This is a genomic window from Chitinophaga ginsengisegetis, from assembly GCF_900168065.1.
Taxonomy (GTDB): Bacteria; Bacteroidota; Bacteroidia; order Chitinophagales; family Chitinophagaceae; genus Chitinophaga; species Chitinophaga ginsengisegetis.
Window position 1 is genome coordinate 735,719 of the sequence record NZ_FUZZ01000003.1, and the last position, 20,633, is coordinate 756,351.

The following is a 20,633-nucleotide window of genomic DNA, read 5'->3' on the forward strand; positions in this document are numbered from 1 at the left end:
AAGAACCCGTTTCTTGCCCTTAACGATATTAAACAGCCATTTGAGGAATATAGCCCGCCCTGAAGGTATTCACAACAGAGGCTGGCGTTAAAACAGGTAATTTGCCCCTCCCCGGTAAAGGGATGCTTTTAGAATAACCGCCGGGCGACCATAAATACAACAATCCCTTGTTAAGAAGATAGGGCTCCTCCCCGATACTCACAAAAGTGCCGTCAGGCAAGGCATCCGGGCTTTCTTCGAATGTAACTTTTAAATGATGCTTATCTATCCGTTCTGCATGAAGAATGTTATCGATCTCTTTAATAAGCGTTTTTTCGTTAAACTTTTTATCCGGATTACCTTTCAGCCAAAGCGATTTAAATTGATGAGCTTCTGCTTTACGGCATTCAAAACAGGGCCGGTGGCCGGCAGCAAAGGAGGTGGCTTCGTCCATAAAGAAGAGTTCTGTATACCGGTCGGGAGCCATTACCGGTCTTCTCCTGTTTTTAAACGCCAGTACACAGGTAATCCAGGTCTTGATCTTATATGGGCGGATAATTTCCTGATCGTGGTTGTGTATCACTCCCCGGTTCCCCATAAAAAGTCCTCTCGCTTCTGTCCGGATAATATTACCAAATGGATTAACCCTGTTCTGTAGCATGACGATGCGTTTTATTTGAATGGTATTTAAAATTACAGCTTAACGGAGAGCCGCGCAATAATCAGCAGATCAAGTTACATATATCCGTAAATAATATTGCTAAATTACTAATTAATTTAGTATTATTGCTAAATAAATTAGTTAGAAATATTTAAATCAGCTGTCAACTATGCCCGCAGAAAAAGCAGCTATCATTGCCGGTTTGCAAAGGGAAATCCTCCTTTTGCAGGGCTTTAAACAAGCCGGTAATACGAGCGTGGATATGGGACTTGGGCGGGTTACAGCTGCTTTTCCGAATGCAACATTTCCAACCGGGGCAATACATGAGTTTGTGAGTGCAGCAGCAGAACACACTGCCGCCACCGCCGGATTTATCGGTGGTTTATTGAACGCGTTGATGCAAGGTGGTGGCGCCTGTATATGGATCAGCACCTGCAGAACGCTTTTTCCGCCTGCATTGAAAACCTTTGGTATCGAGCCGGAACGGCTCATTTTTGTAGATCTGAAACGGGAGAAGGATGTACTCTGGGCAATGGAAGAAGCATTAAAATGTGAAGGGCTCGCCGCAGTGATCGGGGAAGTAAAGGATGTCAGTTTTACGGCCTCCCGGCGCCTGCAGCTGGCGGTAGAACAAAGCAGGGTAACAGGGTTTATTATTCGCCGGGAATCCACTGTTTTTAATACCACTGCCTGCGTTTCCCGCTGGCGCATTACATCATTAGCCAGCGAACCGGAAGATGGATTGCCTGGTGTTGGTTATCCCCGCTGGAATGTTGAACTACTGAAGATCCGGAATGGGAAGCCCGGCATTTGGCAAATAGAATGGTCCACCGGCAGGTTCAGGTTGATGGATGAGCCATCATCTTCCGCACCGCCGGAGCTGATTCGCAAAATCGGGTAGTATGGCCAGGCGTTTCGTTTCTATATGGTTTCCTCATCTGATGACCGACTGGCTAATCCGTTGCCGCCCTGCTTTACGACAGGAAGCTTTTGTACTGGCCATCCCGGATCACGGACGGATGATTGTAACAGCCGCCAGTAGAACGGCGCAATTGCAGGGCATCACAAAGGGAATGGCCGTAGCAGATGCACGGGCGCTCATCGGCACACTGCAGGTGATTGATGATAAGCCCGGGCAATCGAACCGCATACTAAACGCACTCGGGGAATGGGCCATCCGCTTTACACCTGTAACGGCAACAGATCCTCCCGATGGCCTGCTGCTGGAAGTTACCGGCTGCGCCCACCTTTGGGGCGGTGAAGAAGTATACCTGGAAGAGATAGTGACCAGGCTTACGCACATTGGATACCAGGTGCGTGCAGGAATGGCTGATACGATCGGTGCTGCATGGGCCATCCCCAGGTTTGGACAAACACCGGCAGTGATTCCTGCCGGTGAACAGATGGCTGCATTAATGGATATGCCTCCGGCCGCACTGCGACTGGAATCTGCTATCTGTGAACGGTTAATGAAATTAGGCCTGCGCCAGGCAGGAAGCTTTATTGGAATGCCCCGCACAGTGCTCCGCCGGCGCTTTGGCCGGGAAATGCTGCTACGGCTTGACCAGTTCACAGGACTGGAAGATGAGGTAATTCAACCCCTGCTGCCGGTTGAACCTTACCAGGAACGGCTGCCATGCCTGGAGCCTATTGTAACAGGTACAGGTATCGAAATTGCGCTCAGGCGCTTACTGGAAACCCTTTGCCAGCGCCTTTCCCAGGAAGAGAAAGGATTGCGGAGCGCTGTTCTGAAATGTTATAAGGTAGATGGTGCAATTGAACAACTGGAGATAGGCACAGGACATCCATCACATAACACCAACCACCTGTTCAAACTGTTTGAATCGAAAATACCAACGATCAAACCAGACCTGGGTATCGAACTATTTGTACTGGAGGCTCCTAAAGTGGAAGACGTGCGCCCGTTGCAGGAAACATTCTGGAATGCAGCAGGTGGACTGGAAGATGTGAGTATCGCCGAACTGATCGACCGGCTGGAAGGCAAGACCGGCAAAGGAACCGTTCACCGTTACCTGCCCGCTGAACATCACTGGCCGGAGTGGTCTGTTAAACCGGTTGTCAGCCTCCATGAAAAAACAGATACTTCATGGCGAACAGACAGACGCCGTCCCATTCAACTGCTCTCCAGGCCAGAACCGATAGAAGTAGCGGCGCCTATACCCGATTATCCTCCGATGCATTTCCGGTATAAAGGAAAAGTGCATAAAGTGAAGAAAGCCGATGGCCCTGAGCGGATTGAAAGTGAATGGTGGCTGCAACAAGGACAACACCGGGATTATTATGTAGTGGAAGATGATACCGGTAGCCGCTACTGGCTGTTCAGGCTGGGGCACTACACCGGTGATAAACCTCACGCCTGGTTTATTCATGGTTTTTTTGCATGAGAAAATGGAGGAGATATGAGCTACACAGAATTGCAGGTAACTACCAACTTTAGCTTTTTAAGGGGAGCATCACATCCGGATGAACTGGTAGAACAGGCTGCTGCACTGGGTTACAAAGAAATAGCGATTACGGACCGGAATAGTCTTGCAGGCATTGTTCGCGGCCATGCCGCTGCAAAAACCAGTGGCATACGCATTATACCCGCCTGCCGGATCGATCTGCTGGATGGCCCATCATTACTTGCTTATCCTACCGATACAAAGGCATATGGGCGCCTTTCAGCGTTGCTCACCAAAGGCAATCTGAGAGCCGAGAAGGGGCAATGTCATTTATACAAAAATGATGTATTTGAACATGCAGCAGGAATGAAATTTATTGCATTACCGCCCGCATCTTTGAATGAAAAATTTGAATTTGATCCCACCTTCAGCGTGGCCATGAATGAGTACCGGGAGGCACTTGGAACAAACCTGTATCTTTCTGCCACCCGTTCTTATCAGGGAGATGATTTTAAAAAATTACATCGTCTTTCACAGTTATCGTCTGCATATAATATCCCTTTGGTAGCTACCGGCGACGTACATTATCATATCCCCGAGCGCCGGCAGCTACAGGATATTGTAACCTGTATCAGGGAAAAATGTACCATTTACACGGCGGGTTACCGTTTGCACGAAAATGCAGAAAGATACTTAAAGCCTCAACAGGAAATGTTACGCCTCTTCCGGCAATATCCCGATGCCATCCTTCGTACAAAAGAGATTGCAGAGAGCTGCCGGTTTTCTCTCGACTCACTTAAATACATCTACCCGGAAGAAATTACCAGCAACGGCCGCACGCCCCAGGAAGAACTTACACATTTAGCATGGCAGGGCGCCAGGGAGCATTTCGGGGATGATATTCCGGAAAAAATTACTACTGCGATTCACTATGAACTCTCTTTCATAAAAGAGATGAATTATGCATCTTACTTCCTGACTGTATATGACATTGTCCGTTTTGCGAGGCAGCAGGGAATCCTTTGCCAGGGCCGCGGTTCAGCAGCAAATTCCACGGTTTGTTATTGCATGGGAATCACTGCTGTTGATCCTACAAAAATCGACCTGCTGTTTGAACGGTTTATTTCCTCCGCCCGTAATGAGCCTCCTGATATTGATGTGGATTTTGAACATGAACGAAGGGAAGAAGTGATTCAATACATTTATGAAAAGTATGGCCGGAACCGTGCTGCCATTGTAGCTACCGTTACACAACAACGGCAAAAAGGCGCTATCCGCGATGTGGGAAAGGCAATGGGCTTATCTGTTGATACCATCAATCGCCTCTCTGCTTCCGTCTGGGAATTTACTTCCGAATGGCTGGAAGGGGAAGGACTTGCAGAACAGGGATTTGATCCGCGTGATCCGCATCTGCGGAAAATGCTGGAGCTTACGCGGCAGTTCATCGGTTTTCCGCGTCAGCTCGGGCAACATACCGGTGGCTTTGTTATCACGCAGGGCGCCCTTTCTGATCTGTGTCCTATTTTGAATGCACGCATGGAAAACAGAACCTGTATTGAATGGAATAAAGATGATATTGATGTACTTGGATTTCTTAAGATAGATGTGCTGGCCCTCGGTATGCTTACCTGTATCCGCAAAGCCTTCGATCTGGCAAAAGTACATCACGATCGCCCTCTTACCCTGGCGAGTGTTCCGCAGGATGATCCGGATGTGTATGAAATGATAGGCCATGCAGATACTATCGGCGTATTCCAGATTGAAAGCCGTGCACAACAATCCATGCTGCCACGGTTAAAGCCCACCTGCTTCTATGACCTGGTGATTGAAGTAGCTATTGTAAGACCCGGACCTATCCAGGGCGACATGGTGCATCCCTATCTGCGCCGCCGTAATGACGAAGAAAAGGTTACTTATCCTTCTCCTGAACTGAAAGAAATCCTCGGCAAAACGTTAGGTGTTCCGCTGTTCCAGGAACAGGCAATGAAAATTGCTATTGTAGCCGCCGGCTTCACCCCGGCAGAAGCAGATGAACTCCGCAGGAGCATGGCCACTTTCAAAGCACCCGGACAGGTAACCCGGTTCAGGGAAAAGCTGGTAAAAGGCATGGTCGCAAAAGGATACGAAGAAGAATTTGCCCTGCGGGTTTTTAAGCAGCTGGAAGGGTTTGGTAGTTATGGTTTTCCTGAAAGTCATGCCGCCAGTTTTGCCCTGCTGGTATATGTTTCCAGCTGGCTCAAATATCATTATCCGGATGTTTTTGCATGCGCCTTGTTAAACAGTTTGCCAATGGGCTTTTACCAGCCGGCACAAATTGTTATTGATGCGCGTAAACATGGTGTGGAAGTACGGCCGGCAGATGTAAATCTTTCTCTCTGGGATAATATACTGGAAGAAAAAACAGAGAGGTTGTGTGCACTACGACTTGGATTTCGCCAAATAAAAGGTATCAGCCAGGATGATGTACAGGCGCTAGTTGCATGCCGGACTACAGGCTATACAACGATTCATGCTCTCCGGGATGCAGGCGTTACCCTGATCACGCTGGAAAAACTGGCCGATGCAGATGCCTTCCGGTCGATGGGGCTCGATCGCCGTCAGGCGCTTTGGGAGGTATCCGCGCTTCACGACCGCCCCATTGGTATCTTCACGGGACAGCCATCTGAAAGCGCTGTTGAATCCCAGGTACAGCTACCGGAAATGACTATCTCGGAACATGTGGTACACGATTACAGTGCCACTACACTGTCTTTAAAAGCACATCCGGTAAGCTTTGTACGGGAAAAATTACAGCTGCTGCATATTCTCTCTGCAAAAGAACTGGATGGGGCCATGAATGGTGCAGCAGTGAAAGTAGCAGGTCTTGTACTGGTGCGTCAAAGACCAGGTACCGCCAAAGGCGTTTGCTTTATCACTATCGAAGATGAAACAGGATGCAGTAACCTGGTGGTTTTTCAACAACAGTTTGACAAGTACCGCAAGGAAATTCTGCAGGCCAGGCTGCTGATGGTGGAAGGAACCCTGCAACGCGAAGGTGAAGTGGTACACATTATTGTGAAACGTTGCTACGACCTGTCTAAATTCTTACGGCAATTACTTCCTTCAAAAACAGAAAATCAGCTAATGCAGGCGCAATCAAAAAAAGAGGAGATATCAGCGACGTTGTTTGCTGAAGCAAGGAATTTTAAATAGATGTTTATACATCCTCCGGGCAGGAATGTGCTAACCCCTCCCCGTCTACGCTTCTACTCCCAACCGGTGCCGGAATATCCCACACGGATCCCACTTTCCTTTTACACGTTGCAGCCGCTCATAATTATCCTGGTAGTAAAACACATGCCACGGCACGCCCGATTTATTAAATTGTTCATCTGCCATATCTGCATCCGGGTGCGCAATCAAACATCCGCCTGCCTGTTCACCAGGCACAGGTACTCCGCCTGTTTGCGCAAACAGTTCCTGGTAAATATTACGTGTCCATGCAACAGATTTCGCTTCGTCTGCCGCATCTAACCACCCGGATGTACAGGCAGTCGCTAAAATTGAGTCCCGCTGAGGGAATGCGGTAGCATCTGCAGCAACAGCATTCATTTTGCCACCAAAAAATGCTAACCCAACAGAACCTCCAGGCACATCATTATGCTCCGTCAGATACCGGTATATTACCCCTATCTGTGCAGGTGTATAGGGTGCGCGTAACAGGGCATCCTTTACTTTGAAGGCAACCCGCTGTTCTACGAAAATATCCGGAAACGGCTGCAATGCAAATTCCACCCAGCGCATCGGTTTTCGTATAGCTCTTCCCGTTATACCGAGCCCGGCAGAAATTGCGGCGGCAAATTCTTCTGCTATTTCTTCCGGACAATCTGATAACACCGCTTTCAACATAATTTTTCCGGTTACTTTATTCGACAGGAAAAGAGTGGCAAACAAGCTTCCGGCCTCCGTGTCTGCACTGCTGTGCATCTTCGCCCATTCCCCGAAATTCTCTGTCAGTTGTTTAAATACATGTTCGTCTACCTGTTCCCAATCCCACTCCATCTCCATTGTTTCCAATACTTCCGGCGATTTGGGTAATAACAGGGAGGGATCGCGCTCATTCACGCCGGCCGCACGAAACCAATAACGGGTGACGATTCCAAAATTTCCGGTACCGCCTCCGGTATGCGCCCACCAGAGTTCCCGGTTGCTATCTGTCTCTTCCCTTGTGGCTATTACCTTTTCCACCTGCCGCTCATTATTTACGCAGAGTACTTCTACCGCATATAAATAATCAACCGCCAGTCCATGATGGCGATGAAGAAAGCCAAAGGCGCCCCCGGATATATGTCCGCCTGTACCAATGGCCGGGTGCTGTCCTGCCGGGAGTAAAACGCCCCACCGGTGATCCAGCGTTTCAATTACTTCTCCCAAAGTTGCGCCTGCCGCCACTTCAATCGCGTTCATTTCCTCATCATAACGGATACCCTTCATCCGGGAAATATCGATTACGATTTCTACTGCCGGATCACCTACAAAGTTCTCAAGGCAGTGGCCTCCACCGCGCACCGCTACACGTTTGTTGTTATCTACTGCATATTGCAGCGCATCTTTCAATTCATCGGCAGTAGTTATGGGAATAATCCCGGAGGGATGTCCCTTCCATCTCTGGTTAACGCCACGGTTGTTCCACTCATCATATGCTGCATCTGCGGGAGTGATGATACTAAAGTTCATAACAACGGCTTTAAGTTGATAGTGAAGACAGGGATCAGGACATCCCAAAGATAATGGTTAAAAGTTGTAGCAAACAAACACTACTTTTTCCTCACCGGGGTCATCGTTTTATATACCCGCACCAAAGCGGAACTATCGGTACTCACCGTATCTATTTTGTTGCCATTCCAGCTTAAGTGGTAGTAGTCATAAGACTCGGTGGCAACGGTATCTTCCGGAGTTCCATACTGACTGGAACTGAAATTTTCCAGGATCACCCGCCAGCTGCTGTCGGGAGAATGATACAGCCAGGAGTTTTTAATCAGCACATCACCGGCGTCACCAAATTCTTCTGCCAGCTCAGTTTCAAATGTGATAGTATTTGTTTGCTTATGGTAAGCGAATAATTTAACGGAAGAAGATTCGTATTCAGAAGGCGCTCTGGTAACCAGACCAATTGTATTGGGATCCAGGTTGAATTTATAGCAGGCATAAAAAAGATAATCTTTATTATACATGCGGTCGCTCAATAATGACTGTAGCTGGCTGTCGATGGCGGTACCTCTAAAATGCCAGCTGCCGGGATCTCCGTAAGCGCCGGGTAAAATTTCCAGGGTGTCCTGTTCGAATGTTTGGTAAAGATTAATCAGGGAACTTATATCAGGGGAGATAGTATCACGTACGGCAGTAACCGTTATATTTTGTTGGCGGGTAATACCTATGCAGGCAGAAAGGAAAAGCAACAGCAGAAAAGGCAGATATTTCATGCCCAAATATAAAGAAGACCCCCCGGAAAATCCAGGAGGCCGTTCTTATTATTACAAATCCACGTTAATTAGCTGATTACCATTATCAAAGGTTGCCTGCTGTACAGTGCAACGCTCTGCGGGAATCGAGGATCCTTGCGGATCAAAGCGTGATATAGGTGAAAGGAAAGAATAACCAGTTGACACTAATGATAGCGGACTACCATTAACGGTTACACTTTTTTGGTCCCCAAATCCGTGGAGTAATAATTTAATGTGATGAAATTTGGATGCATAACTACCACTTGCTTTTTCCAGTGTAATTTTTTTATCAGCAGGATGATAAGCGATAGTCCGTTGATAATACACTCCTTTCTCGTTATCAAAAGTTTCTCCGTCATCTTCATAATAAACAAATGTATTTTGTTTATCACCTTTGTAGATGTGCAGGAAAAGCGTATCTGATGGCTTTTCGGTAGTGTTTTGTATCAACGATTGCATAGGGATGATACTGCTTTCTTTTACATATACCGGCAGCGTTTTTATATTCAGTGGTGTAATTACTTCCTGCTTACCGGCAGTGATGGTATCATTATAAAGATTATACCATTTTCCTTCAGGGAAATAGATGGAACCGAATTCCTTAGTGCTCTCGAAAGGAGCTATCATAAAAGCATTGCCATAACCATACTGGTTCTGGAAGCGGGTATCGTACACATTGGCGTCAAAGGTATTGGTGAGCGCCAGGGTACGCATAACGGGCATGCCTGTACGTGTAGCTTCGTACATGGAGCTGTAGAGATAAGGAAGCAAACGGTAACGGAGGTTTACATAGTTGCGGGAAATTTCCAGCACCTCTTCTCCATATGCCCACGGCTCAGACGACTTGGTATTTACGCCTGTGTGATTGCGATAATAAGGAATGAATGCGCCGATCTGCATCCAGCGGGCATACAAACTCACGGTAGGATTCCCGGTAAAACCGCCGATGTCCATACCGGAGAAAGGCATACCGCTAACACCCAAACTGTTCATCAGGCGAACGCCCAGCAGCATATGATCTTCCTCCGCCCGGTTGTCGCCGGTCCAGATGGCACTGTAGCGTTGCGAGCCGGCATAAGCGGCCCTGGTTAGCAGGAACGGACGTTTCTTTAATTCCTCCCTGGAGCCTTCATAGCTGGCCCGCACCATTTCAAGGCCGTATACATTGTGCGCCTGCTGATGGGTTACCGGGCTACCTTCGTAATCAAAGATCACGTTGTTAGGCATCTTTTGCCCCCAGGTGGCAATTTCATTCATATCGTTCCATATACCGCGCACACCGTCGCGCATATACGATTTTACCTGTCCTTTCCACCAGTTGCGGCCTTTTACACTGGTAAAGTCCGGGAAGTGGCACCAGCCGGGCCATACCTGGCCGGTATAGTTTTGTCCGTCGCTATATTTGATGAAGATGTTTTCTTTTTTTCCACTTTCGTAAGCGGCATAGCCCTCTTCTACTTTTATGCCGGGGTCTACGATCACTGTAATTTTGAATCCTATATCATTCAGTTGTTTGCTGAGTTGTTGGGGATTGGGAAAACGGTCTTTGTTCCAGGTAAACAGTTTATAGGCGTCCATGTAATGGATGTCGAGTGTAATACCGTCTGCAGGAATCTTTTTCTCCCGCAGGGTTTGCGCTATGCGTAATACTTCTGTGTCGGGGTAATAGCTGTAGCGGTTTTGCTGGTATCCGAGGCTCCACAGCGGCGGCATAGGCATGCGGCCGGTGAGGTTGGTGTAGGAGGTAATGATATCTGCCATCTGAGGGTGATAGATGAAATAATAATTCATCTCTCCTCCTCTTGCGCCAAAAGAAGAAAAACGGTTATTGCTGGCGCCGAAGTTAAAATCGCTCTGGAAGGTATTATCGAAGAAGATACCGTAGTTAATATGATGATGTATGCCTACGTAAAACGGTATGGTGGCATATATGGGGTCCTGGTTGGCCGCGTAGCCAAACTTATCGGAGTTCCAGTTCGTATAGCCTTCACCTTTACGGTCGAGATTACCTGTTTTTTCACCCAGGCCAATAAACCGCTCTCCTTCCTGCATTTTCTTGTAGGTTGTTACTTCATCGCCGATCCAGGAAGTGGTTAATCCATCCTCATCCTCATTGATCACTTCTCCCGAAGGGGTAAGAAAACGGATGGCAAACGGATTTTTGGAAATGCGCAGTTGCAGGGAATCTGTAGTTATATTGATTTCATTGTTATTTTGGGTAGTCTGTAACCGGGTGGTGGCGGGTTTGGCAAACACGGCATAAGAAAAATCTGCGGCAAGCGGATGCTGATCCATTCTTACACGGATCACGGATGGGCTGTACACGGTGATTTCCGCGAATGCATTTTCTGCACTGATTTTTATCTGTTGCCCTGAGATGCTGACCGTATTTATTTTACCGATCTTTTTTACCTGGTTTTGTGCCTGGGCCGACAGGCAGGAAACCAGTAAAATCCATCCTGAGCGCCTTAGCAGAGCTTTTGTATACATAAGAATGATTGAATTGCTACGCAAAAAACTCCCCTGTCGCATTAGCTGTGTAATGCGTAACAGATATGAAATATAGTTTGGGAGAAGGTTTTGCTGCGGGGCAGGACTTATCCGGTCCTGCCCGCAACAAAAGAATAATTATTAGTAACCCGGGTTTTGTACAAGGTTTTTATTTACAGCGAGATCACTGGTTGGAATCGGGAACAGCAGGTATTTTGGATCGCTTGCAGTTTTCAGCTGCCATGCGTCCAGGTATTTACCAAAGCGGATCAGATCCATTCTTCTCCAGCCTTCCCAATATAATTCACGGCCTCTTTCAGCAAGCATTTTGGTGAGGTCAAGGCTGGTGAATGGAGTAGCGCCGCGTTTCAAACGCAGGTCGTTTACAATCACGAGTGCCGCTGCCGCATTGCCTGTTCTGAGCAGCGCTTCTGCTTTCATCAGCACTGCATCTGCATAACGGAAAAATACGAAGTCGTTGGTAGCATTGCTGCCGCTGGAACCCATATCAGGAGGATATTTCACTACCCTGATACCAGACATTTCCACTTGCGTACCGGTGGCTCTCAGTTCTACTTCGCGGGTGAAGATAAGCGGGCGGTTGCTTCTGTCCAGGATCTTATTACCGTTCTGGTCGTATTGCTGGCCCAAAAGGAAACCTACTTTCAAACCGGAAACATTGGTAACACCTGGATAGTCGCCGCCTCTGCGGGTATCTGTTGCTTCAAATGAATCATAGAAATCAGACAAAGTGGTGAAGCCATTCCATCCGCTGGGGTTCTGGCTATAGTGCAGGGTACACATCCAACGGCAGTATACGTTGTTGCCGTTACGGTTGTTACTGACACCGGGGCCGTTCAGTTGGGTAAAGATATTTTCGGTGGACTTCGCATCGTTATCCCTTGCGAAAGTGTCGAAATATTTCGGCTGAAGGCTATAGCCACTGGCTGTTATCTGATCTGCCAGGGCAATCACTTTCTGCATGTCAGCGGCATCGAAAGTGGGTGCTTTTCTGTTCAGGAAAGCGCCTTTATTCAGATATATTTTCATCAGCAGGAAGCGGGCCGCATCCTGGTTGGCTACATAAGCATCCTTGGCGGTAACTCTATCCGGCAGGTTAGGCAGTATGGCATTCAGTTCAGAAATAATGAAGTCCAGACCTTCTGCTGCCTTATACACCTTTGGTGCTTCCAGCAGGTTTTCGCCCGGGCTACGGAAGGGAACCTGGCCGTATAGGTCAATCACCGCAAACATAGAGAAGGCACGCAGAAAACGTGCTTCCGCCTCTTGTCTTGGCGTAGGGCGGAAATTTAATACGTTGGTAGCGCTGAACTGTTCGAGCAAGAGGGCGCTGAAGGTATTCTGAATATGTGAATGGTCTGGTGTCCACTGGTGTTGGTGAAGGGCGCGCCATACACCATTATCATCCCAGTCGCCGCCACGTGTGGGTCCGAGCGCTTCGTCGGTACTGATTTCACACATGCCCCAGGTCTGCGAAAAATCCTGGTAGGCATTCTGCAGGTTATCATAAGCGGATCCCAGCAACTGGGAGGCTTTGATCAGTGAATCGGCCTGTTGCTGATTCAGGTTACTTCCCAGGTCTTCATTCAGACTGCAGGCTGTAAAGCCAACGCTGCAGGCAATTACCAATGCTGTTTTAATTATATGTTGAGTCGTCATTGTGGTCTTTTTTTAGAAGTAGATTATAAGGTAAACTGTACACCAAGCATAAAGGTTCTTGCAGTTGGGTATGGAGAATACTCGATACCAAAGGAGCTTACACCGTTTATGTTTTTATCAGTATTTACTTCCGGATCAAATCCAGTATACTTTGTAATTACGAACAGGTTCTGACCGGTTACGGATACGGCAGCAGCTCTGAATACTTTACCTACCGGGCCTAAGTTGTAGGAGATGGTGAGGTTATCCAGTTTCAGGAAGTTGCCGTTTTCCAGGTAGCGGGAAGAAGCGGCCGGAGAGTTAGTTTGTGCTTCTCCGTTACCTACCAGTGCTTTCGCAATGTTCCTGGAGCCCAGGTTACCGATTGGTAATACGGTGTTGGCGGTGTTGTTATACACCTGGAAACCAAAGGCGCCGTGTGAGCTGGCAGACAGGCTCCATTTTTTATAGGCTACTTCTGTATTGATACCCAGTAATACTTTTGGATTCGGGTTAGTCATGTAATAAAGGGTGTTACCGTTATCGGAGTAAATGCTCACGCCTTTATCATCGAAGCCTTCAAATCTGCGGAGATAGAAAGTATTTAACGGATAACCATTAGCCAGGCGCTGTGAGGTTACGCCGGACACGCCCTGTCCGTCGATAGAACCGGTATTAACAGTTGGACCGGAATAACCCGACATTTCGTTTTTCAGCCAGGTAGCATTTACGCCCAGGTTCCATAACCAGCTTTTAGACTGAATGATATTTCCTTTAAGCGACAGTTCCACACCGGTATTCATTACTTTACCCGGTAAATTGATCCAGTAGCTGGAGGCCGGCGCCGGTTGAATAGCCGGGAAGCTGAACAACAGGTTGGTGGTGTTTTTCAGGAAGTAATCCACGGTACCGCTGATCCTTCCTTTGAGGAATCCGAAATCCACACCAACGTTCAGTTGTTTGGATTCTTCCCATTTCAGGTCCGGATTTGGTACGTTGATCAGGCTGGCTTTCCCGCCGGTAGTTAAACCGTACTGGGCTTGTGCTGCACCGGCAGGAAATTCCTGGTTACCGGTAATACCATAACCGGCCCTTAATCCGAGGTTGCTGAAGAAGGTGTTATCCTTCATGAATCCTTCGTTGGAAATATTCCATTTGGCGGCAAAGGAAGGGAAGTAACCATAACGGTTGTTGGCGCCGAATTTACTGGAACCATCAGCCCTCATTGTAGCGGTGAGGATATATTTTTCTTTTGCATTTATAGTTACCCTGCCAAAGAAAGATTGCAGCTCAGAGCTTGGATTACGGAAAGAGTTCATATTGGTATTCACCTGGTCAGGTGTCTGGAGGATGTCTGTGTAATCTACCGCATTGGTAGGAAACCCTCTGGCGCCGAGGCCCACACCGGAGTAGGCAAATTTCTGGTATTCATACCCTACCATTGCGCCCAGGTTCCAGCCAGTGGAGAACTCTTTGGTATAGCTCAGGGTATTATTGAATAATTGAGTAGTCAGTTCTGCCGTATTATATGCGGCAATACCTTGACCCAATATCTGGTCGATGTTAATGGAAGAATCGAGAGAAGCCCTTCTTTGTCCTACCTGGTGATTTACGCTGTACATCATGCGGTATTCCCAGTTGTCATTGAATTTGAAGTACGGGGAAATGCTTGCCAGTATATAGCTGATGTTAGCTTTATCGTTATAACCCTGCGACATGTTCATGGGGTTGATCGCCTGGTTTTTAGCGAGGATGTTCAGTGATCCGTCCGGTTTGGTCAGCGGTAAGGTTGGATTCCACTGCAGTGCCTGGCCGATCAAACTTCCGGTGAAACCGGCATTGTTGGAAATAGGCGCTAACTGTTCGCTGGTTTGTGCCGCCATGATGCCATAATCGATTCCCAGTTGTTTGCTTTCCAGGAATTTGTTCTGGCCACTAAGGGTGGCGGTGTATTTCTTCATGCCTGTTTTCTTCACAATACCCTGCTGGTCCTGTAAACCAAAGGATGCCCTGTAGCGGCCGGTTTCACTTCCACCACTCATCGCCACCTGTACATTTTGGGTAACACCGGTTCTGAGGATAGAGCCAAGTCCGTCGGCGCTGCCGCCGCCGTCACCGGAAAGATTGTATTCCTTTAAAGCAGCACGGTATTCATCGGCATTGAGTACATCAAGCTTTCTCATGATGTTACTCATACCCACGGAATAGTTTACATCTACTACGGTAGGACCGGCTACTCCTTTTTTGGTATTGATGATGATTACACCGTTTGAACCACGGGAACCATAGATAGCGGTGGCAGAAGCATCTTTCAGTACTTCCATAGTGGCAATATCATTGCTGTTGATAAAGTTGAGTGGGTTGGCGTCCGGTGTTTGTCCCAATCCCGTGAGGCTCAGGGAAGGACGCGCCACACGGCCATCCAGGGGAACTCCATCTACCACATAAAGGGGTTGGTTGCCGGTACGGACAGAAGACACACCCCTGATCCTTACCGTGGCGGAGGCGCCGGGAGCACCGTTGTTATTCAGTATCATCAATCCGGATACTTTACCCTGGATCAGCTGATCAGGGGCGGAAGTGATACCCTTATTAAAATCGGCGGCTTTCACCTGGGCAATAGCGCCGGTAATGTCCTTTTTACGGGTGGTACCATAACCTACTACCACCACATCCGTGAGGGTCGTATTTTCCTGTGCCAGCTGTACGTTTACGGCTGTTTTGCCCGCAATGCTCACTTCCTGGGAAGTATATCCTATAAAAGTGATGATCAGTGCAGAAGCTTCAGGAGGTACTGTTACTTTAAAAACCCCATCGGCATCAGCGGAAGTTCCGCTTTTAGTACCCTTTACCTGAACAGTAGCGCCTGGGATAGCAACGCCGTTCCTGTCAGTGATCTTGCCGGTAATGGTCTTGTTTTGTGCGGCTACAATACCTTGTATTGCCAAAAGCAATGTGCACAAAAAAAGATTCTTGATGGATCTTGTTTTAAACATAAAGTGGATTTTTTAAGCAGTCACGTAATACTGCTTCCGTGGATTAAATGTTTTTCAGTGAAATTTTAATAATGGAAATAAGGCGTTGTCTGCGGGGATGTCCCGCAATTTGTCAACGTGGATAATGTTTGTCTTTTTGAATCGACCCTGGTCGTTCCGTCTTCTTTAGTGGTTTTTAGTTCTCTAGTTAGAATTTAGAATTTGGTATTTATCATTCTACTGATTCAAAGTAAAAAATCAATCAGCAGGGTAACAAGTTTTACAGTTAAAATATAGAAAATAAAGCCGAATAATCCAAAATTATATCTTGGATGATATTGATAACCAGCTAGTTATTATTGTATATAAATATTTTATATATTAATGTTGTGAGACAGTTTTTCCCGCTTTTTACAGGGCTTTAATGTTCATAATATGGGCTTCGAACTCTTCGCTTGGGATCAGCGCGCGCTTTTTGATCCTGGTTTTATAGGCGTAGATAGTATTCACGGAGTACTCCAGGATACGGGCAATTTTTTCGTTGTCGTTGATACCGATACGGATCAGGGCGAAAATCCGGATGTCTGTATTCAGCAGTTCATTTTCTTTCAGGATCACCTGGTTCTCTTTATCAAAAAGTGCATTGAACTCAGCCACAAAGTGTGGAAATATTTTAAGGAATACCCGGTCGAAGCTGGTAAAAAGTTCTTCCCTCTCCTGCCTGATATTGATATTATTTACAAGAAATTTTAGCTCTGCAGGCTTATTGGCAGTTAATTTCTGCTCCAGGTTCTGTTTTAGCTTTTCTATTTTACCGATATAGGAAGCATTGATATTAAAGCAATACCCCACATACTCCTCTTTAATTTTATTGGCTTCCAGTAACTGGTTGTTGATTTCCTGTTGTTTAAGATTGGCTGCGGTAATAATGCGCTGCGCGGCTTTTAATTTTTGTACCTGCCGGAATACAGTGATGGCCAGTATCACCAGCGCCACCAGTAATAAGGTTACAATAGCGGCATAAATCAGCAGCGATCTGGTTCTTTCTTCTGCGGTATTGATCCGTTCGTGCTCAATAATTGGTAAAATACTACTTACCATTACCTTTCTTTGCCGGGCGCCATAAAAAACGGCTTCCGAAATAGCCCGCTCAATACAATGGGATGCATTCTTTACATCGCCCTTTTCAAAAAGCAGGGTGGCCAGGCTGTAGGCGGCCATCGTTTCTTTCGTGGAAGTCTGCAGATCCGCAATGGCCGACCTGATCATCAAACAAATAGCGGTATCCTTATTGCCGGCAGCATCATAAATAGACCCAAGTGTGCAGGCTAATATAGCCAATTGCCGCCCTGAAATGTCTGGCTGGTCCAGATCCGGGAAAATGGCCAGCGCTGCCGGAATGTTCCCCAGCTTGAATAGCTGCAAGCCCTTGTTGTATTTATATGCAACAGAGTTGGGTGTCATCAGGTGAAGGGCAGAATCTACATATGTACTGGCTATTTTAATATAGGTAGGGGTATAATATTTATCCTGGTTATAATCTGCCAGGTCGAAATACAACCGGCTCTTCATCAGGAAAAACTCCACCCGGATACTGTCCGGGGCTCCGGTGGGATCAATTGTATTAATAAAAGCTGCGGTTTCGGTAAACATGCCCGACGACAATAAAACATATCCCAGCTTCACCCGGGCGTCCGTTAATAATACCGGGTCATGCAACTGGCCGGCCAATACCTGCAGCTGCTGGGCATACGTAAATGCGGAATCAAAGTTGAACACCTTATAAGCATTATATAGCTGTCTGCAAATAAGGTACTGGCGCGCTGGATCATTACCGGCGGCCTGCCGGGTGCGTTTTATGCTGTCAATCCCACGGATTTTAAGGGAATCATAAACAGCCGATTTCGCCATCACCTTGTTCAGCTCCTTCAGAAGACTGTCTGCCGGTGTTTTGCCATAGGCATGTATAGAGAAGAATAAACATAAAATCAGATAGCCCGGAATTCGATTCATAATAAGTTAGAATGATAAAAGGTCACAGGTCACCGCTAAATTTAAGCGACTTTTTTGATATAACGTGAGGAGCCGGTTTATTTTAAACCGGCTCCTCACGTTCCTTTTATATTCCTTGAATATTAAAGCACCTTTTTCAGGGTGTAATTACGCCCGCTTTGTATCGTTTTCTGATCGGAGTCTAATAATAACAGCTCATTTTCATTTACCTGCTGGTAATAGCGCTGGAGGTTTTTGTCTTTATTAGGATTCAGGTGGATTACAGTAGCTGCCGGATCAGCCGGGGTACCATGCACAATTGTATAAACGCCTTCACTGTTAAAGGTCTGGTTCTTCCCCTGGTAGGTTTCTTTCAGCGTGAAACGATCATCCGGTTGTTTTTGCAAGGTCAGCTCTGTAACAATACCCTCACAATCAGCACAAGGCAACGTTCCTGAATAAGTAACCCCTGACGCAGTGTCAGAAGGAGAGTTTACCGCTGCACTATCCGACTGGCCGGTTTTTGTACCGGAACCCTGACACGCAGCAAAGATTACTAACAGTAACAATAATGGCAAGTGTTTCATATTGCAGGTTTTTCTGATCATAACAACAGATGGTCATTATTGTTTTTATGGGATAACTTCGAAAAGGAAAAACTGGTTTTCTTCTTTATCAGAAAAATTATTATCTGCTACAAACACCAGGCTTCGATGCCCGTTAGGCAAAACAGGACCAAAAGTAACGCCTTCAATGTTATCTATATATTTTCCCAGGCTTGCAAAATCCAGCAGCAATGTTTTGGCAGCCGGCTTGAAACGGGTATCCTCCCGGAGGGAATTAATACCACTGATACCAGTAGCACGACTAAGGTCGGTGATAAACACCTTGATGGTACAATCCTTTACGCCACTGGAAAACGATCTTTCAATAGTTAAAATTTTATCATTGTCCAGCACCATGATATCGGAAATGCCATTTACCTTAAACGCATTTTCAGGAATGGCGGGATGCGCCACCGGCTCCAGTTTATACGCATATTGGGCCACCGGCTGACGGGTGTTGTTGTCAAATTTCAGGATACGGGTATAAGCGCCCTGCCCCACTTCGGCTCTCGGCCCATCTTCATAACGGGGTTCTTCCAGGCTCACATACAGGTATTTATAATTGGGGGTAAATCCCAGACCCTCAAATACGCCGTTGCGTCGAGGCCCGTTCTCTGTGGCATGCATCCTGAATTGCGGCGGTAGTGCAAATGAATCCAGGTATTGCCCGTTCATACTGATTTCATAAATACCCGGATTTGTAAGAATAGTATCTTTTTCGTTTACAATACGTTCTCCTTCGCTGCTCCATACCAGCCGTTGCTTTTTGGCGTTGTACCGCATAGCCTCCGGGTCGGGCGTAAGGGAAGGATTGGTTTTGGTATCGGGATAGGGCTGCCCGTTGGGTTGTAGTAAAGTGGTAACGGCGGTAAACTTTACACTGTCAAATGATTTGTCGGAGAAGTAAAGCCGCGCGGTATAAAAGCGCGCCGGGTTCAGCGCGGAACGGTCGTCACAAATAAGATAATACTGCCCGGTAGCCGCGTCATAGTCAATACCGGATAAACCACCGGTTACCGTACCATTGAAAGGAAGGTTATACGGAACAATATATTCACCGATAAATTTTAGCTGGCCTATGCCCCTGGCAGCAGCACCGGTTTTACGGGTGGAGCTGCAACTGAAGATGCCCGCCAGTATAGGGAGGATCAGAAAAAGCAGGTATTTTTTCATGGCGGCAAGTTAGGAAATCTCCTGCATTCAGATCGCTACACTGCATGAAGGATTTGTTATGCACACGCATGGTACGGCGAAAAGCGGGTTTAAAAAACGTAAAGTATATTTTAATGTAGGGATTGGAAAACATAAAAATTCCCTGTTTAATTGATGGTTATCACCAATTAAACAGGGAAGGATAAAGTGCAGCGTAATCCTATAAGGCCCTGCCCCTGATTATATTCACAAGGATGGCAATAATAGCCAGCACAAGTAAGGCATGTATTAAACCACCGGCTGAATAAACAAAGAATCCAAGTATCCATCCTATAATGAGAATTACGGCAATTACATAAAGAAGGCTGTTCATGTCTTAAGGATTTGATTCGCTTATTATACTAGAAAATTTATGCCAATAAGATAATTGCTTTGTATACAGCTGTTTTGCATTGCTGACATCGCTCTATTGTGGAACCTTCTCCACCATCCGAGAAAAAAAAGGACGGAAAATAGCAGCCTCTCCATCCGCAAATACTTCATGATAAAGGGTTTTACAGTATGGACGCATTTTTGGAAATAAAATAGTTATATCATAAGACTATTTTTTTAACCATAAATTTTTGATCATGTTACAAGAGGAAAAGTTGGTCACACTTTTAAGCGATCTCGTAAAAATCAATAATGACCGGATAGAAGGATACAAGCAAGCGCAGGATGCCAGTGATGACGCAGATGTGAAAGCGCTGTTTCAACATATGATCAACGACAGTTTAAAATATGTAGGAGAACTGAACCTGTTATTGAGAGCGCAGGGCGCAGATGCAGAAACAGATACCACTGTCAGTGGAAAACTATACCGGACCTGGATGGCCATAAAAACCACATTTACGGGTACTGACCGGTATGCTCTTTTCTCCTCCTGTGAGTACGGGGAAGATGCTGTACAGCGCGCCTACGCCGATGCCCTGAGCATGGATGTAGCCATGCCCTACAGCATGAGGGAAATCATTGGTAATCAGCAGGCGAACCTTAAGGAAGCACACGATACGATCAAGAGCTACCGCAATGTAGTGAGCCAATAGCATTCTGTGCAGACGTATACTGTCTGTTCTTTTTGTTCAAATCAACACATTAAGCGGTTGTTCAGGATTGCCATATTACATTTGAATTCATGAAATTCCAATCATACTTATATTGATAAGTAATATGGCAACTACGGGATTTTCGGT

14 protein-coding genes are annotated in these 20,633 nt (G+C 46.6%); 4 read left to right on the top strand and 10 right to left on the bottom strand.

The genetic code is table 11. The features are described 5' to 3' along the window. Positions 1-28: 28 nt before the first annotated feature. Positions 29-640 (bottom strand): hypothetical protein, encoded by a 612-nt coding sequence (locus B5Z18_RS21755; protein WP_079471599.1) that lies wholly within the window; start codon positions 638-640, stop codon positions 29-31. A 169-nt stretch (positions 641-809) separates the two neighbouring features. Between B5Z18_RS21755 and B5Z18_RS21760 the strand changes: the two genes are divergently transcribed. From B5Z18_RS21760 to B5Z18_RS21770, 3 genes are read left to right on the top strand one after another with little or no spacing between them, the layout of a single operon-like run. Then, positions 810-1,541, top strand: a complete 732-nt coding sequence (locus B5Z18_RS21760) for an ImuA family protein (RefSeq protein ID WP_079471600.1) — start codon at positions 810-812, stop codon at positions 1,539-1,541. 1 nt (position 1,542) lies between these two features. Beyond that, positions 1,543-3,045: a Y-family DNA polymerase gene (locus tag B5Z18_RS21765; protein ID WP_079471601.1), complete on the top strand. Its 1,503-nt coding sequence runs from the start codon at positions 1,543-1,545 to the stop codon at positions 3,043-3,045. Between the two features lie 15 nt (positions 3,046-3,060). Continuing rightward, positions 3,061-6,237 (top strand): error-prone DNA polymerase, encoded by a 3,177-nt coding sequence (locus B5Z18_RS21770; protein ID WP_079471602.1) that lies wholly within the window; start codon positions 3,061-3,063, stop codon positions 6,235-6,237. 45 nt (positions 6,238-6,282) lie between these two features. Here B5Z18_RS21770 and B5Z18_RS21775 read toward each other — a convergent pair whose 3' ends face one another. The 9 genes from B5Z18_RS21775 to B5Z18_RS32345 form a co-directional block, all read right to left on the bottom strand. Further along, entirely contained in the window at positions 6,283-7,761 is a 1,479-nt protein-coding gene (locus B5Z18_RS21775) for an FAD-binding oxidoreductase (protein WP_079471603.1), read from the bottom strand. A gap of 80 nt (positions 7,762-7,841) precedes the next feature. Continuing rightward, positions 7,842-8,507, bottom strand: a complete 666-nt coding sequence (locus B5Z18_RS21780) for a hypothetical protein (RefSeq protein WP_079471604.1) — start codon at positions 8,505-8,507, stop codon at positions 7,842-7,844. A 51-nt stretch (positions 8,508-8,558) separates the two neighbouring features. Next, positions 8,559-11,018: a glycoside hydrolase family 31 protein gene (locus B5Z18_RS21785; protein WP_079471605.1), complete on the bottom strand. Its 2,460-nt coding sequence runs from the start codon at positions 11,016-11,018 to the stop codon at positions 8,559-8,561. A gap of 141 nt (positions 11,019-11,159) precedes the next feature. After that, positions 11,160-12,698 (bottom strand): RagB/SusD family nutrient uptake outer membrane protein, encoded by a 1,539-nt coding sequence (locus B5Z18_RS21790; protein WP_079471606.1) that lies wholly within the window; start codon positions 12,696-12,698, stop codon positions 11,160-11,162. A gap of 23 nt (positions 12,699-12,721) precedes the next feature. After that, on the bottom strand, positions 12,722-15,673 hold the full coding sequence (locus tag B5Z18_RS21795; RefSeq protein ID WP_079471607.1) for a SusC/RagA family TonB-linked outer membrane protein: 2,952 nt from the start codon (positions 15,671-15,673) through the stop codon (positions 12,722-12,724). Positions 15,674-16,063: 390 nt separating this feature from the next. Further along, positions 16,064-17,665: a DUF6377 domain-containing protein gene (locus B5Z18_RS21800; RefSeq protein WP_079471608.1), complete on the bottom strand. Its 1,602-nt coding sequence runs from the start codon at positions 17,663-17,665 to the stop codon at positions 16,064-16,066. A gap of 122 nt (positions 17,666-17,787) precedes the next feature. Next, positions 17,788-18,231 (bottom strand): copper resistance protein NlpE, encoded by a 444-nt coding sequence (locus tag B5Z18_RS21805; RefSeq protein ID WP_159454386.1) that lies wholly within the window; start codon positions 18,229-18,231, stop codon positions 17,788-17,790. Between the two features lie 45 nt (positions 18,232-18,276). Further along, positions 18,277-19,422: an esterase-like activity of phytase family protein gene (locus tag B5Z18_RS21810; protein WP_079471610.1), complete on the bottom strand. Its 1,146-nt coding sequence runs from the start codon at positions 19,420-19,422 to the stop codon at positions 18,277-18,279. A 199-nt stretch (positions 19,423-19,621) separates the two neighbouring features. Beyond that, positions 19,622-19,774, bottom strand: a complete 153-nt coding sequence (locus B5Z18_RS32345; protein ID WP_111577153.1) for a lmo0937 family membrane protein — start codon at positions 19,772-19,774, stop codon at positions 19,622-19,624. A gap of 256 nt (positions 19,775-20,030) precedes the next feature. Between B5Z18_RS32345 and B5Z18_RS21815 the strand changes: the two genes are divergently transcribed. After that, positions 20,031-20,486 (top strand): ferritin-like domain-containing protein, encoded by a 456-nt coding sequence (locus tag B5Z18_RS21815; RefSeq protein ID WP_079471611.1) that lies wholly within the window; start codon positions 20,031-20,033, stop codon positions 20,484-20,486. Positions 20,487-20,633: the final 147 nt, after the last annotated feature.